The organism is Peribacillus sp. NPDC055009 (assembly GCF_053608705.1).
In genome coordinates, this window is the sequence record NZ_JBSGVZ010000002.1 from 1 (window position 1) to 16081 (window position 16081).

Here is a 16081-nt window from a genome sequence, read left to right on the forward strand (position 1 = left end):
GCTCGACTTGCATGTATTAGGCACGCCGCCAGCGTTCGTCCTGAGCCAGGATCAAACTCTCCGAAGAAATGTTTGACTTGCTCATTTGCTTTTTTGATAGTGTGTGCTCACTTAAAATTTAACGTTGGCGCTTTGTTTTGTTCAGTTTTCAAAGAGCAATTTGTTGTCGTTTCTCTTAGAAGCGACCTCTATAATGTAACACATTCCGTCACGTTTCGTCAACAACTTTTTTTAAAATGTTTTTCACAGCTTGTTAGCTGTTTAAGTTGCTGTCTTAGCGACAAGAAATAATATACCATGTACAAAAAATGTTTGCAATACGTTTTTTAAAACTTTTTCAAAAAAAAACGTTTTACCTATTTTCTTCTATATATCCTTTACACCAACACACCCTTATCCCTGCTTTCTGGACCAAGCTCAATGGTTTATGAATAAACGAAGCATATTTCCAAAGAAACACAAATAGTCATATATAGATATCTTTTTCCATGAGGTGAAGCAATGAATCTGCCATTAATCGGATTACTCATTTCCTACAGTATGACCCTTTACTTATTCAGTACCGCTTATTATGAAGCCATCAAGTTCAGCAGAGAAAAAGGCAAGGTGAATGGTACGACGTTTTTATTCAGTTTTACTTTCGCTTTGGTTTTCACACGGATCACCTATTTGTTTCACCCCTATTAAATAAAAGCAGTAAGTCGGGAGACTTACTGCTTTTATACGGAAACTTGCGCTTCTTCATGTACCTTGCTTTTCTTTTCATCTTTTAAGAACATCATCAAACCACCCAATATGATGGTGCCTCCCAGGACCTGAGTCCAGAGTATCGGTTCATCTAATATGAAGTAAGCCAGAATTGTAGCCCCCACCGGTTCAAGTAAGATTCCCATCGAAAGCGTCGAAGTGCTTAACCACTTTAGTGACCAATTGAATAAAGAATGACCTAATAAAGTCGGGAAAATCGCAAGCAAAACGAAATAAACCCAATCGGAAGCAGGGTAAGGCGCCAATGCCTCTCCCTTGAAGATCACATAGAAAAACAATGCAACAGCACTGATTGCATACACGACAAATGTATATGTTATAGAAGAGATACGTTTTCGAACATTTTGACCAAACAGTAAATAACCGGTTACCAGCGCACATGCGATAAGCGAAAGAATATCTCCCCAAAGCGCCATACCACTAATTCTCAAATCGCCCCAGCTAATGACGAGGCTACCTGCTATTGCAATGATGCCGCTCAATATCGCCTTCATTGAAAATCTTTCTTTAAAAAACAGGTAAGCTCCGGCAAAAGCGAATAAAGGCTGGAGGGTGACAAGCACAGTTGAACTCGCGACCGACGTGTAATTAAGCGATTCAAACCATAAAATAAAATGAAAAGCCAAAAACACTCCTGCCGCAATCGAATATAGCCAATCCTTTTTTTCAATGAATTTAAGTTCATGACGGTATTTCATCAAGAAAAACGGCAACATAAGTAAGACGGTAAATAATAAACGGTAAAAAGCGATAACACCCGATGGAGCGGTGGCCAATTTAACAAGGATGGCCGAAAACGATACGGATGCCACACCGATTGCCAACGCTACATAAGGATTCACTTTTGGCATTTGCACTCAAATTCCTCCTTTCAAATGGAATTACATTTCATTGAACTCTATTTTACTATGTTAAAATCATTAGGGTAGTTTTTTTTGAAAAACGGGTATATGGCAACAGACGATCTTATTCTTCGATAATAATTCGGAAGTGGTGAAAAAAATGGAATGGACATTCGACCCTCAATCGGAACTGCAAATCCTTATCAAATTGGGAATTTCAGCTCTACTTGGACTAATTATCGGACTCGAGCGAGAAATGAAGCGAAAACCCGTAGGATTAAAAACAAGCCTGGTCATTTCAATCGTGAGCTGTTTATTAACGATCGTTTCCATGGAATCCGCTTATAAGTTCCCAGGGAGCGATGACGTAAATATCACAATGGATCCCTTGCGTCTAGCTGCCCAAATCGTTTCTGGCGTAGGCTTTATCGGTGCTGGCGTCATTCTCCGGCGGGACAACAACAGCATATCCGGTTTAACGACAGCCGCCATCATCTGGGGAGCTGCAGGAATCGGAATCGCCGTTGGAGCTGGATTTTTCCTCGAGGCCATTGCAGGCGTCATCCTATTGATCATAAGTGTCGAATTGGTGCCCGCAATCGTCACCTGGCTAGGACCGATGAAGTTACGGCAAAAAGAAATCTTTCTGCAGCTGGTCGTACAAAATAAAGATGACATTGCCGTCGTATTGAAAAAAATCAAAGACGAAAAAATATTCATCAAAAACCTTAGAATCAAAGATGTCGCAAATGACAATCACCTTTTGACACTTAAAGTGCTGGTCGATCATAAAGTCAGAACATCGGAAGTGTATTACACTGTTTCCAACCTTAAGGAGATTGAAAGAGTAGAAATCGAAAATGCATAATTAAAAAACCGTTTGATTACCCTCAAACGGTTTTTTTATCATTTTTGCAAAAATCTCATATTTTATATTGACTTTTCGCTAAAATCCGATAAAATAGTTATTGTACCTCAACTCGGGGCATTAGCTCAGCTGGGAGAGCGCTACGCTGGCAGCGTAGAGGTCAGCGGTTCGATCCCGCTATGCTCCATATCCGAAAACCCTTGCGTAGCAAGGGTTTTTTTCTTTGGCTTAAAAAAAATACTTCATTGTGACCATATGAATAATCACAATCTACATATACACATTTTAGGTTGTGTGCTTCAGCAGTGGGCTTTATCTACGGTGCTTAAACAATTTAAGATAAAATCATCGCGAAGGAGTTAAAGAATCCTCTCATTAACAAAGTGCCTACCTCCTTTAAGGAAGTAGGCTCATTCAAATCCATTTTCAAAAAAGCATCGAAATAACTTATAGATTAATCAACTAACATTCCTTCAGGACAATCTATTCAAAAAAGATGCGATAAGCTGTCCTAGTCTTCGAACTCCCTCGATTATTTCTTTCTCATTGGGATAACTGAACGAAAGCCGGAGAAACTCGGTTCCATCGTTTTGATCCAAGAAAAAGTATTTCCCTGGAACATATGAAATACCCTCAGCAAGAGCCTGTGATAACAAATGCGACGTATCCACACCTGGAATTCTCACCCATACAAAGTAACCACCATCTGGTACATACCATGAAACGGATTCTGGAAGAAATTGTTCCATCGAACGGATTAACGCATTACATTTAGAACGATACACATCTTTTAGTAGGTCGAGCCGTTTATCAAAATCGGCGTTTTCTAAGTATACAGCCATTGTACTTTGAGCAAATGGATGGTCTAAATCTTTTTTAAACCACTCTAAAACCTTAATGAATTCACTTTCTCCCGCTATCCATCCAATCCGCATTCCTGGCGCAACAACCTTGGATAAGGACCCAACGTGGAGGACCCGCCCGCGTTCATCAATGGATTTTATTGGCACCGGATTTTTATCGAAGGATAATTCTCCGTACGCATCATCCTCTAGAATGAGAAAATCAAACTCGATGGAAAGCTCCAATAAATGCTTTCGGCGCTCAATTGTCATAGTCGTGCCAGTTGGATTTTGAAAGCTTGGGATAGTATAAAGAAAACGCGGGAGGGTTAGACCTGTACGCTTCCTTTGATCCAGTATTTCTTTTAATCGGTATGTTTGGATCCCCTGTTCATCTATAGGTATACTGATAATATGCTTCGTATAGTTTTGAAAAATTTCTAAAGCCTCCATATAAGTGGGAGACTCTACCGCTACAACCGCTTTATCATCAAGGAGAATGCGGGCAATGAGATCAATCCCCTGGCAAGCTCCTGATGTAATCAAAAGCTGTTCTTCTAAAATCAAAATTCCACGCTCTGCCAATCTTTTCTGGATTTGCTGCTTCAGTTTTGCAATTCGTGGACTTCCAAGATAATGGAGCGGCAAATCCTGCTCCTCATCAAGAAGTTTTGCTACAGCTGCCTTGAGCTCCCCAGCAGGAACGAGTGCAGGATCAGGATAGCCTGAACTCAAGCGAATACAGCCATCCGGCAGATTTGGCATCCATGCACCGGGCGGATCATTCTTAAGTGCCGCTTTAATGTTTTCAGAAAAAAATGATTCAACATTCACTTCAACCATACACCTTTCCGTCAATGAAATCTTAATTGATACTCGTGATTTTTGAAGATAGCTCCCTTATTTTATATAAGCATAAATCTATTGTAGAAACACTCTAAATTAATTTTAAAATTTCTCTAATGAGATAAAATAATCACTCTTTGCAAATTCTGGAGTCCCTTTTACAAAAACTTTCTTGGTCACTCCAATGCAATCATAAATTATGTGTGTATGGATGAGGTCGTGATTTTTGTCATCAGTATCTGTAAAGCTGGTTAAAGAACGAAAAAATAAAGAAAGGCAGATCGTCCGCCTTTCTTCACTTTTTATGCAACTCATGGCATTTCTTAACCAATCGCTTCGGTGCCGCACGTAAATAGGCTTCTTGAATTAGATAGGTCAATTCATCCCAGTCTTCCCCATCCGGACTTTGAATAGAGACCCAACCGTGATGTCCTATATATGGAGTTTTGAAAAAATTCTCTTTCTGTAGCAATAATTCTTGAGTTTCTCTATCTGACTTGAACGACAAGCTGAATCCTTTCTCGCTTTCACCTGAAATCACGAAGGATTTCCCATTGATTTTAAAAGTGTTGTGACCGAATCCGTCAATATGTTCAACAGCTTCGGGCAGCGCAAGACAGATATTGCGTACATTTTCAAGCATGGCTGCCGTTTCTTGTGATTTCATGTTTTAATTCACCTATTATCAACTCTATTTTGCATTCACATCGGGTTGGTGAATTCCAAAAGTATTGCCTTCGGTATCAATATAGTATCCTTGCCATGCCATTCCGGGCAGGGCAAATTTGGGCAATGCGACCTTGCCGCCATTCTCAATAATTTTAGCTTCCGTTAAATCGTAATTTTCCACTCCCATGGTACAGGCAAATGCATTTAACGTTTGGTGTGTTTCCGGCGGAGCACTATGACGCTGCATCAAAGCACCATCGATCCCATGTTCATTCTCATTGCCAGTTACTGCTCCAAAGTAAGGCACTCCTGCATATTCACTCCAGTCTTGAAATGACCATCCGAATACCTCTCCATAAAACTTCTTTGCCCGTTCCATGTCATTCACATGAATTTCGAAATGAACTATTCTTCCCATGATTTCCTCCTAATTCACACAAGAATTAACCGTATCCTTAAATTATTCAGTCAGTGTTCGCTTACAATAACCCATTTATCATTATATTTTAAATGGAAATAAATTCAAAGAACATCATACATCCTATATAACTTTTTAGAAAGACAACAGGAACCACTTTTTAAATCTCGTTTGCTCCGACCAACCGTTTGTATACCAAATATTTGCGAAACTATGCGTATATTTTTGTGAAAGTTGGACGAGACTGCTAGTAAATAATTCTAGGAGGTTATCAAAATGTTTAGATTCGGGAAGAGTAAGCCGCGGAGCAAGGTCGGTAAATTAATAGATAAGCACGGATATACACAAGAGGAGTTTGTAAGTGCGTCCGGTATCTCACGCAATACGATAAGCAGAGTTTGCAGTGACCCTAAGTATGTGCCGTCAGCCGGAGTTTTAAAGAAAATCATGAAGGCGGTTCGAAGTATAGAGGCTGACGCAAAGGCAGATGATTATTTTGATTTATGAACGAATATAAAGCCCAAACATCAAGGGTCAGGGCTTTGTCTTATTCCCCGCTTATCTTGCGTACTGCTTTGGAAGGTACCCAGCCAACATCGCCAGTCTTCGTTAATTTAATCCGGGGCTGTGTACCCTCTCGTTCGATGAACGTGATAGGCATTACTTCGTCTGTTGTTATTGGCCTCTCATCGGAAAACATAATCAAAGATTTAAACACTTGAATTTCCATGCGAGTAAGCTTATTAAAAAAAATGATCTACTGTATCTACCAGTAAATCGCCATCCTAATTGTAAAAAACAACCTTCATTTTAATTTTTGTTTACACATATATTGACCTGCTTTATCAGGATAAAACATTGATCATTTTTCATTGAATGGATTGAATAAACTTATTAATCCTGATCCACCTCCCGATTTCTAACTTTTTTGATTAAGGATGTTAGGTCGCAAATTTTCCCGGCTGTTTCCCGTTCCAATACCAGCTGTTGCCCAATGGCGAGGGCTAATCTTTCTCCTTTTGCTCTTAATTTGGGATCATTTATACTTTCCAAATCAGGAACATGAGCTAAACCAACCACTCGACGCATCATTTCACACCCCGCGTATCCAAAAGAATCCTGAAGCAAACGCAGCAAATAATCATCTTCATATCCCTGTATGGACACGTAAGAACCGCTTGCTTTTTCCTTCCACAAAGTTCTAAATTCTTCTTCAAAGGTTGTCCAAATTTCCTCTACTGTATTTAATAAATACTCTTGGTATTCAATCCGTTCCTTTTGAATGAGAGTATGTCCTTCATGAGAGCAATAGTTGAGTAATAGATTAGCAATCACAGCTCCAACATCAAAACCCATCGGTCCATAAAAGGCGAACTCTGGATCAATCACTTTCGTGTCCTTTTCCGTGATCATAATGCTGCCTGTATGAAAATCTCCATGGATAAGTGCTTGAGTACGAGTGAGAAATCCTTCCTTTAACTTCATGATTTCAAGTTTAAGCCGGTCATGACTCCAAATTTCTTCTACGACTGCCTTAATTAGCGGGTTGAATTGATTCGTTTTTGCATCGTAATATGGATCAGTAAACACAAGATCTTCTGTAATTTTGCACATTTCAGGATTTATAAACTGAATTACTTTTTGCTTTTTACATTCAGGATCTAACGCTAAATCGGAAGTTAAAAACAGAGTTCTAGCTAGAAAAGCACCAATGTGTTTTGCAAAATAAGGATAACGATTACGGGCAATTAGGCCTTTACGCATTATGATATGTGTAGATAAATCCTCCATGACAGTTAACGCCAATACTTTATCATAATGATAAACTTTTGGAACTGAACCAGGACAAATTCCATTTTGCATCATCAATGCTTCACTCTCAATACGTGACCTGACTAATGTTAATGGCCAAGACTCCCCAACTACGCGCGCATAAGGAAGTGCTTGTTTTATAATTACACTTTTTTCCGACGAATCTTGTTCCGCTATACGAAATACTAAATTTAGATTCCCATCCCCCATTTCCTTGCAAATTAGTTGAGCATTCTCCGAAAATAAACCCGGAATCTTTTTAATATATTGCATTGTTTCTAGCTCACTAAGTATATGATAATTTAAATTTGTCATTAATCCCCTCTCCCCTTTCTAAGAGCTCTTTTCCTGAGTAAATTCAACTAGGTGTGTGCAACAACACTAGTATAAGTAAGTTAAACAATTGTTTTTTTTGTATTTACTCACTAAAAGGGTTATGTCATCATATGTTGTTTTTAAGAGAGGGGTGATTAATATTCAAAATAACAATTTTATAATCAAAGCAACCAACCTAAAGAATCGCCTGCCAAATCAATTTTTCTCTATTATTCGGAAAAGTGTAAGGGCTTATTAATGCGGGGTATGTTGTTATTAATTTTGGACAAGGCATCCCTGACCTTCTCACAAGAAGGCGTTCAAGAGCTTGTGGATACTTACGAATTACGATAATGCCTTTTTGAAGAGCTAAAAAATTCAATCGGCATGCTCCAGCTCCTAAAGGATCCTACTTCGCCTGGCTGCCAATAAGAAATTTGCTGATACGATATTGAAAAAATGTAAAAGTTGCCCTGGGTCCGGGAATTGGATTTTGTAAGCATGGAGAGGCATATGGTCGAATAGTGTTTCTTGCCGAAGAGGAACGAATTCAGGAGGCAACAAGCGGAATTGATATTTCGTTCTCCCTATTTTATCGTTACCCTATCCCCAAATATGATATCTATTGCAATGCCAGTGATTTTAATGACAAACAAATCAAAATCATATGGCCCTTTTCTTGTGATTCAAACTGCAACAAAGACTGTGGAATTTGTAAACCTACTATATTTCGTTCGCTTTCAACTACCGATTATATGAAAGTTGTAATTGGAGATAGTATCACAGATTTGGCGATTGCCAAATTGGCTGGAACTTGTTATTGCACGAGATTTTCTTTTACAAAAATGCAAAGAGCAGTCTCTTCCTTGTAAAGAATTTGAATCATTTTTTGATGTGATTAAAATTTAAACCAAATTACCAATAAGTGTGGTGAAGACCCATAGCTAAAAAGGATTTTGAAAAAATCACCCTCGAATCAATCGAAAAGGCCTTTAAAACATTACAAACAATTAAAGGAAGCCTATCGGAAAGAGGGTGGTTTCCGGCAACCAGCGGGAACCTGTCCATTCGTGTAAAAAACTCTTCGTTAGAGCTTGATCAACCTATTATAGCAATAACATCTAGCGGGAAAGACAAATCGATTGATACTCCAGAAGATTTTATTTTAATTGATTCGCATGGGAATCTTGTGTTTCCTACCAACTTAAAACCTTCTGCCGAGACCTTGATTCATACTGCTATTTATCAATTAATCCCTAATTGTGAAGCTGTTTTCCATGTCCACACTATTTACAATAATCTCATTTCAGATCTTTATGGCGATCAAGGAAAAGTTACCTTCACAAAACATGAAATCATTAAAGCATTTGATATTTGGAAAGAAGATGCTTCCATAACAGTTCCAATTGTAGAAAACTATGCTTCCATTCCTAAATTAGCAGAAGAAATCGGCGGAGTTATCCAACCCGGGGTACCAGGTGTATTAATCCGCAACCATGGAATCTATGTATGGGGAGATAGTGAATTTACTGCTAAGCGTCATTTAGAGGCATTTGAATTTCTATTTGAATATCAAATTAAAATGTTTTTTCTGAAAAAATTCAACCAAACTTTTTAAAATTTTCAAAAAGGAGAATTTTACGATGGCAACAATTCGCATGCGTACTACCAATAAAAGATTAACAGAAGAACAAGAGGTTAAAAGATTTTTGGATGAACAAGGAGTCCTTTACGAACATTGGGATATGAAAAAATTACCCAAGCATCTTTGTGATGAATTTATACTTTCCGACGAGAAAAAAGAAGAAATTCTTAACGTCTTTGATGCGGAAATTAAATCCCTTGCAAATCGACGTGGCTATAAAGAATGGGATATTGTTGCATTATCCGATGCCACTCCTAATTTAGACGAGCTTCTAAAGAAATTTGAACAAGTACATGTTCATACCGAAGATGAAGTTCGTGCCATCACTGCAGGAAATGGCATCTTTACTATCAAGGGTGATTCTGGTTATTTCGACGTAGAATTATCTGCTGGAGATGTGATTTCTGTTCCCGTTAACATCCCCCACTTCTTTACTTTATTGGAAAACCGTCAAGTAGTGGCCGTTCGATTGTTTATTGATGCTTCCGGCTGGGTTGCCCACCATTATGATGATCCGGATTTCAAGTCGGAATAGAAACTGATCCATCGATTTAATCTAACCCATCTCTGGCAGCCTGAAGTCCAATTGTTTGCCCCCCCTATGCTCTATACGTGTAAACCCTATACTGCAAGGTTTTTTTCTTGTTCTTGAACACATGAAAATCCCCCACTTCCATTAGAAGCGGGGGATTTTCATCATTCTCGGATAATATGCTTTTAGCTTGCGGCTCTTTTGTCGCTTTTAGACAAACCCTGCAGGGATTGTTTAAAAGCGACAAATATGTATTGCGCTTGTGCTATTTTCGACTAACCATTTTCTTTATGAACTGAACCACAGGTGACACAATGGATTCATGTACATTCGTAAGGGCATAACCGATCAGCCCCATAATTATCAGGGCTATTATTAATCCTATTATCAATCCTGATGTTTCTCTAAGTTCTTCAAGTACAGCATCCATTCCTTATCCTCCCCGGCTTGCCGAAGCGACTTAATTTTACGGTTTTACATCCATTTTACTTCTGAAAGCTTCATTTATCGTTTTTTCTTCGAGCATTGACCGATTCTGTTAAATAAGGTTCATTATAACGCATTGGATGATTATGGTCGAGCTGCCACTTTTACACGCATTCATTGATGTCTTTCACATCATCGCTTCCTGATAAAGGCTTTATTTCTAGCGTTTCTATAAAGGTTTAAAAATAAACCTTCGTATCATTCGAACATTCAAGAAAAATTGTAAACCTTTTCATTTGTCCAAAACCGACAAACAAATGACAGAATTATTGTTTTTTAAGAACATTGAGAATATTGTCGAAAAACCGTAAGCTTAATTTATTGAAATACATCTTCTTAGGGGGTGCGCTTTATATGGAAGCCATTACAAGGGACTTTTTCTTATTTTTATCTAAAAATAATCTGCTTAATAATATTGCTAAAAAAAGCGGAGGAAATTTTGCTGCTGGAAAGATCATTGGAGGAACTGATTTCCAAAGTTCCATTAAATTCATTAAACAACTTAATAATAGCGGCTTGTCGGTTACAGTCGACCATCTTGGGGAATTCGTTGATTCCAAGGAAGTGACCCTGGAACGTACGGCAGAATGCATCGAAACCATCGAAATGATCAGCAGGGAAAAACTTGATTCACAGGTTTCTCTGAAGATGACTTCCTTGGGACTTGATATCGATCATAAACTCGTGATTGAGAATATGACGAAAATTCTTGATACAGCCGAAAAACATAAAGTCATGGTCACGATCGATATGGAAGATGAAGTTCGCTGTCAGGCGACAATCGATATATTCAGGCAGTTCAAGGAAAAATACAGCTGCATAAGTACTGTTCTGCAAGCATATTTATTCCGCACAGAGAAAGATTTGGAGGACCTTGCCCAATATAAGCCATTCCTGCGTCTCGTAAAGGGTGCCTACAAGGAATCTCCCGAGGTTGCTTTTCCCGAAAAGGATGATGTAGATGAAAACTATAAAAAGTTGATCAAGCAAAGTCTTCTTAACGGTAATTATACGGCCATCGCCTCACATGATGACAAAATCATCGAGTATACAAAAGAGTTGGCTAAGAGGCACAACATTCCAAATACACAATTCGAATTCCAAATGCTTTATGGCATGAGAAACAAAACTCAATATGAATTGGTCAAGCAAGGTTACAAAATGCGCGTCTATGTACCATATGGTCTGGATTGGTATGGATACTTCATGAGAAGGCTTGCAGAAAGGCCATCCAATATTGCCTTTGCCTTCAAAGGGATGGTCAGAAGCTAAATATACATTCAACATTATTAATTGCTACAAAAAATCTATTAAAAGGTGTGATTATCAATGATTTCATATAAACACGAACCATTTGTCGATTTTACAAACGAGGAAAACAAAAAAGCTTATCAGGAAGCACTTCAAACCGTTGAGGGCTACTTAGGGCAAGACTACCCTCTTTATATCGGGGCAGAGAAAGTGACGACTGATGAGAAAATCGTTTCATATAACCCTGCAGATAAGCAAGAGGTCATCGGCCGAGTATCGAAAGCGAATAGGGATCTTGCTGAAAAAGCCATGCAGGAAGCTGTTACCGCTTTTGAAAGCTGGAAAAAAGTGAAACCTGAAATCCGCGCTGACGTTTTGTTCAAAGCGGCTGCCATCATTCGCAGACGCAAGCATGAATTCTCTGCGTTATTGACAAAAGAAGCGGGAAAACCTTGGAATGAGGCTGATGCGGATACAGCGGAAGCAATCGATTTCCTAGAATTCTATGCCCGTCAAATGCTGACTCTTAAAGATGGTGTGCCTGTTCAAAGCCGTCCGGGAGAATTTAACCGCTATGATTATATTCCATTAGGGGTAGGCATCATCATTTCTCCTTGGAACTTCCCATTCGCTATCATGGCAGGTACAGCTGTTGCCGCTATCGTCACTGGTAACACAATCCTGTTGAAACCAGCTTCGACTACTCCTATCGTTGCAGCTAAATTCGTTGAAGTGATGCTTGAAGCAGGCCTTCCGGCAGGTGTGTTGAATTTCGTTCCAGGAAGCGGAGCCGAAGTGGGCGACTACCTGGTTGATCATCCAAAAACACGTTTCATTTCCTTTACAGGTTCACGTGATGTAGGTCTGCGTATTTACAAACGTGCTTCAGAAGTGAACGAAGGCCAAATTTGGCTGAAGCGTGTCATTGCTGAAATGGGCGGAAAAGATACTATCGTTGTCGACAAAGAGGCAGATCTTGAATTGGCCGCTCAATCGATCGTGAAATCTGCATTTGGCTTCTCTGGACAAAAATGTTCTGCTTGTTCACGTGCTGTCATCGTAGAAGATGTATACAATCAAGTATTAGATCGCGCTGTTGAATTAACAAAACAACTTACAGTTGGTAATCCTGTAGAAAACCATTTCATGGGTCCAGTTATCGATCAAGCTGCTTTTGACAAAATCATGAGCTATATTGAAATCGGGAACCAAGAAGGACGCATTCTGACTGGAGGAGAAGGAGATAGCTCTACAGGCTACTTCGTTCAACCGACAATCGTTGCTGATGTCGATCCGCAAGCCCGCTTGATGCAAGAAGAAATCTTCGGACCAGTCGTTGCCTTCACAAAAGCGAAGGACTTTAACGAAGCTCTTGAGATTGCCAATAACACTGAATATGGTTTGACTGGGGCTGTCATTACGACAAATCGCCTTAACATGGAAAAAGCACGCGAAGAGTTCCATGTCGGGAACTTGTATTTCAACCGCGGCTGTACTGGTGCAATCGTAGGTTATCAGCCATTCGGCGGGTTCAACATGTCAGGAACTGATTCCAAGGCTGGCGGACCGGACTACTTGCAGCTTCATATGCAAGCAAAAACAACATCCGAAACATTCTGATAATGTTCCATTGAGCTATTTGAAGATGATTTGAAACCCCTATGGTTTTCGTATCTTTCATTCTTGATACGGAAACCAAAATGAAGTTAAATGGAGGAAGTGACAAATAGGTTGCTTCCTCTTTTAAAACAAAAAATTATATATTTCATCACGAAGGGAGTCTTTTATGGATTACGCATTAATAATTTCGATCAGCATTTACATGGCTGGCATGCTTCTCATCGGTTACTTCGCTTACAAAAGGACTTCCAATTTAAATGATTATATGCTGGGCGACCGGGGTCTTGGACCTGCCGTCACTGCATTAAGCGCCGGTGCCGCTGATATGAGCGGTTGGCTTTTAATGGGTATGCCTGGTGCCATGTTCGCAACAGGACTAAGTTCAATCTGGATTGTAATCGGTCTCACATTAGGAGCCTATATGAACTGGCTGTATGTTGCACCTAGATTGAGAACCTATACGGAAGTCGCCAATAACTCGATTACGATCCCCGCTTTCCTGGAAAATCGTTTTGGCGAGGGCTCACAGATCTTAAGGCTCATTTCGGCTTTAGTTATCCTCGTATTCTTTACCTTTTACGTTTCTTCCGGAATGGTATCCGGCGGAGTCTTATTCCAAAGTACATTCGGCCTTGATTACCATACAGGTCTATGGATCTTAACAGGCGTCACCGTTGCCTATACTTTATTCGGTGGATTCCTGGCAGTAAGCTGGACAGACTTTGTTCAAGGGATCATCATGGTTGTCGCCTTGGTTCTTGTACCGATCGTCACCCTTTTCCATGTTGGCGGTTTCGGTCCTTCCATAGATACGCCACGTTCCATTGATCCAGCTCTATTGAATATTTTCACGGGGACAAGCTTTTTAGGCATCATCTCATTATTTGCTTGGGGACTGGGTTACTTCGGACAGCCGCATATCATTGTCCGCTTTATGGCGATCAGTTCTATTAAAGAAATCAAGAAAGCCCGTACTATCGGAATGGGCTGGATGATTTTCTCCAGTATCGGTGCCATGCTGACTGGATTCATCGGTATCACGTATTTCCATCAGAACAACCTGAAGTTAGCTGATCCTGAAACGATTTTCATAGAGTTAGGGGAAATACTATTCCACCCTCTTATCACTGGTTTCTTGATTTCAGCGATACTGGCAGCTATCATGAGCACGATTTCTTCGCAGCTTTTGGTTACGGCCAGCTCTTTAACGGAGGATATGTACAAAACTTTCTTCCGTCGTTCCGCTTCAGATAAAGAGCTTGTTTTCCTGGGCAGGCTTTCCGTACTGACCATATCCGTCATAGCGCTCATTCTCTCTTGGGAACAGAATGACACGATCCTTGGACTTGTCGGGTATGCATGGGCTGGATTCGGATCTTCATTCGGTCCATTGGTCATACTGAGCCTCTGCTGGAAGCGAATGACAAGATGGGGCGCTTTAGCCGGGATGATCGTTGGTGCCGCTACTGTAATTTTCTGGTCGATGGCAGGATTATCCGATATTATGTATGAAATGATTCCTGGTTTTGGAGCAAGCTTGATTGCCATCATCGTGGTCAGTCTTCTAACAGCGAAACCATCAAAAGAAGTAGAAGAGAAATTCGAAGAATTTGAAAAAACTTTAAAACAAAAATAAAACCCCTAAAAGGAACGGTATTTTTCATATACCGTTCCTTCTTTTTTCTTCCCCCTATACACATCATCCGTTTAAAAGTATTATTAAACTAAGTTGTCATATACTTCAAAAAATAACAGGGGGCCATATATGTCATTAGAAAAAATTCTGACTATCACAAACATCAACGATATAACGGATATGGTCAGCACTTATTTAAAAAAACCAGTCGTCATCGAAAATGACCAATTTTTATTGCTGGCATATAGTTCATATTATATCGAACACTTCGACCAAGCCAATCGGCAAACCATCTTCACAAAGCATTGGCCGATTCCAATTCTGGAAAAATTCATGGATGAGGGCATTGTCGAACAGCTTAAAACCGTGGAGCATCCATTTAGGGTGAAACAAATGGAGGAAATCGGTTTAAATCAAAGAGTCGTTGTAAGCGCCGTTCACAAAGGACAGGTCTTCGGATTCATTTGGGTCCAAGAAACGGAAATGATGACTGAATCCGATTTAGAATTTTTACATGAAGTTTCCCATCATATCGGCAAGCTCCTTTATCAGAAAAAACAGATAAACATGAAAAAAGATGAAGAAAAAAATGAATTTTATCAAAAGGTCATAGACGAAGTCTATCAAACGGAAAATCAAATAAAATGGGAAGCCGCCAATATGAGTCTTCTCATTCCGGAAACTTTCCTTGTCAATGTCTTTACAATCGCTCAATCCGATGCGGAACATTTCGATGAATTAGCTGATACTGTAAGTCTATTCGCCAATGCATTAAATCATTTTACCCATGTATTCACAAACCAATTGAAGATCATCGTTTTGATTGGCAGCAACGGAAAAGGGAAAGACCTGCTTACCGATAGCGCCAATGATTTAACCAACACCGTTCTTTCCCAATTTAATGACAAAAAGGTCTTCCCGGGAATCGGAAATGAGTATTCTTCGATTCTTCAATTAAGAAAATCCTATCTCGAAGCCCTGGAAGTTATCAACGCAGCCAAGTTCATCGGTGAACCTGAACAGCTTCCCTTCCAATATAGCAAGCTTGGGATTTTCCGTTACCTCGAAATGATCTCCAACCATCATACTAAAACGAATTATATCAATACGGATTTAGAGCTTCTTCAAAAGAAGGACCAGGAAAGCCAGACCAAACTCCTTCAAACACTGGAAATATATCTGTTGAACAATTGCCGGATCAAACCGACAGCTGAACAGCTATATATTCATACCAACACATTGAAATATAGATTGAATCAAATAACCGATCTCACCTCCATCGATTTTGATGACTTTCATTCGAGAATGCAGCTATACATCGATTTACAGCTTATAAAGCAGAGATTTTAAAGAGCATCGCCAATTTTTGGGTCCGGGAGATTAAATAAGCTAAGGAGAGAAGAAACGCGGCTAGGTCTGCCGTATTCTTCTCTCCTTATACATGTTTCACCTATCGTCTTTCTAAAGGGTTAGTACGATTTTTCTGGACTCACCTTATACGGAAACTTTAGGCGGCCCAGTACGAACGAAA

General features: G+C 39.6%; 16 protein-coding genes, 1 tRNA gene and 1 rRNA gene. 10 read left to right on the forward strand and 8 right to left on the reverse strand.

The genetic code is table 11. The features are described from left to right. Window positions 1–67: ribosomal RNA gene (locus tag ACWF5P_RS03745) — 16S ribosomal RNA — on the reverse strand; the annotation flags it as partial. Between the two features lie 434 nt (window positions 68–501). Between ACWF5P_RS03745 and ACWF5P_RS03750 the strand changes: the two genes are divergently transcribed. Then, window positions 502–687, forward strand: a complete 186-nt coding sequence (locus ACWF5P_RS03750; RefSeq protein WP_101223533.1) for a hypothetical protein — start codon at window positions 502–504, stop codon at window positions 685–687. Window positions 688–719: 32 nt separating this feature from the next. Here ACWF5P_RS03750 and ACWF5P_RS03755 read toward each other — a convergent pair whose 3' ends face one another. Further along, window positions 720–1619, reverse strand: a complete 900-nt coding sequence (locus tag ACWF5P_RS03755) for a DMT family transporter (protein ID WP_397315660.1) — start codon at window positions 1617–1619, stop codon at window positions 720–722. 151 nt (window positions 1620–1770) lie between these two features. Between ACWF5P_RS03755 and ACWF5P_RS03760 the strand changes: the two genes are divergently transcribed. Continuing rightward, window positions 1771–2478: an MgtC/SapB family protein gene (locus ACWF5P_RS03760; RefSeq protein ID WP_101223535.1), complete on the forward strand. Its 708-nt coding sequence runs from the start codon at window positions 1771–1773 to the stop codon at window positions 2476–2478. A gap of 114 nt (window positions 2479–2592) precedes the next feature. Then, a tRNA-Ala gene (locus ACWF5P_RS03765) sits at window positions 2593–2665 on the forward strand. 286 nt (window positions 2666–2951) lie between these two features. Here the strand turns inward: ACWF5P_RS03765 and ACWF5P_RS03770 are convergent. The 3 genes from ACWF5P_RS03770 to ACWF5P_RS03780 all read right to left on the reverse strand — a co-directional run bounded on the left by ACWF5P_RS03770 (window position 2952) and on the right by ACWF5P_RS03780 (window position 5253). Then, window positions 2952–4154, reverse strand: a complete 1203-nt coding sequence (locus ACWF5P_RS03770) for an aminotransferase class I/II-fold pyridoxal phosphate-dependent enzyme (RefSeq protein WP_434167985.1) — start codon at window positions 4152–4154, stop codon at window positions 2952–2954. A gap of 307 nt (window positions 4155–4461) precedes the next feature. Next, window positions 4462–4833, reverse strand: coding sequence for an MmcQ/YjbR family DNA-binding protein (locus ACWF5P_RS03775; protein WP_434167986.1), 372 nt, complete (start codon window positions 4831–4833; stop codon window positions 4462–4464). Between the two features lie 24 nt (window positions 4834–4857). Continuing rightward, on the reverse strand, window positions 4858–5253 hold the full coding sequence (locus ACWF5P_RS03780; RefSeq protein WP_101223538.1) for a VOC family protein: 396 nt from the start codon (window positions 5251–5253) through the stop codon (window positions 4858–4860). 276 nt (window positions 5254–5529) lie between these two features. Between ACWF5P_RS03780 and ACWF5P_RS03785 the strand changes: the two genes are divergently transcribed. Next, window positions 5530–5760, forward strand: coding sequence for a helix-turn-helix domain-containing protein (locus ACWF5P_RS03785; protein ID WP_101223539.1), 231 nt, complete (start codon window positions 5530–5532; stop codon window positions 5758–5760). Window positions 5761–5800: 40 nt separating this feature from the next. On the opposite strand, the gene ACWF5P_RS03790 is transcribed toward ACWF5P_RS03785, so the two are convergent. Together ACWF5P_RS03790 and mtnK are read right to left on the reverse strand one after the other, a co-directional pair. Continuing rightward, entirely contained in the window at window positions 5801–5959 is a 159-nt protein-coding gene (locus tag ACWF5P_RS03790) for a hypothetical protein (protein ID WP_434167987.1), read from the reverse strand. 188 nt (window positions 5960–6147) lie between these two features. Next, entirely contained in the window at window positions 6148–7380 is a 1233-nt protein-coding gene (gene mtnK, locus ACWF5P_RS03795; RefSeq protein WP_452444630.1) for an S-methyl-5-thioribose kinase, read from the reverse strand. Between the two features lie 979 nt (window positions 7381–8359). Between mtnK and ACWF5P_RS03800 the strand changes: the two genes are divergently transcribed. Continuing rightward, window positions 8360–8998, forward strand: coding sequence for a methylthioribulose 1-phosphate dehydratase (locus ACWF5P_RS03800; RefSeq protein WP_397315661.1), 639 nt, complete (start codon window positions 8360–8362; stop codon window positions 8996–8998). Window positions 8999–9023: 25 nt separating this feature from the next. Continuing rightward, complete coding sequence (locus tag ACWF5P_RS03805; RefSeq protein ID WP_101223542.1) at window positions 9024–9560, forward strand: cupin domain-containing protein; 537 nt, start codon at window positions 9024–9026, stop codon at window positions 9558–9560. Window positions 9561–9822: 262 nt separating this feature from the next. Here ACWF5P_RS03805 and ACWF5P_RS03810 read toward each other — a convergent pair whose 3' ends face one another. Further along, window positions 9823–9987, reverse strand: coding sequence for a hypothetical protein (locus ACWF5P_RS03810; protein WP_230176254.1), 165 nt, complete (start codon window positions 9985–9987; stop codon window positions 9823–9825). 410 nt (window positions 9988–10397) lie between these two features. Between ACWF5P_RS03810 and ACWF5P_RS03815 the strand changes: the two genes are divergently transcribed. From ACWF5P_RS03815 to ACWF5P_RS03830, 4 genes are all read left to right on the forward strand, one after another. Beyond that, window positions 10398–11315, forward strand: a complete 918-nt coding sequence (locus ACWF5P_RS03815) for a proline dehydrogenase family protein (protein WP_137019574.1) — start codon at window positions 10398–10400, stop codon at window positions 11313–11315. Between the two features lie 57 nt (window positions 11316–11372). Continuing rightward, window positions 11373–12914 (forward strand): L-glutamate gamma-semialdehyde dehydrogenase, encoded by a 1542-nt coding sequence (gene pruA / locus ACWF5P_RS03820; protein WP_452444631.1) that lies wholly within the window; start codon window positions 11373–11375, stop codon window positions 12912–12914. Between the two features lie 166 nt (window positions 12915–13080). Continuing rightward, window positions 13081–14550 carry a sodium/proline symporter PutP gene (gene putP, locus ACWF5P_RS03825; protein ID WP_452444632.1) on the forward strand — a complete coding sequence of 490 codons (1470 nt, stop codon included), beginning with the start codon at window positions 13081–13083 and terminating at the stop codon, window positions 14548–14550. Between the two features lie 129 nt (window positions 14551–14679). Next, window positions 14680–15900 carry a PucR family transcriptional regulator gene (locus ACWF5P_RS03830; RefSeq protein WP_452444633.1) on the forward strand — a complete coding sequence of 407 codons (1221 nt, stop codon included), beginning with the start codon at window positions 14680–14682 and terminating at the stop codon, window positions 15898–15900. The last annotated feature ends 181 nt before the right edge of the window (window positions 15901–16081 follow it).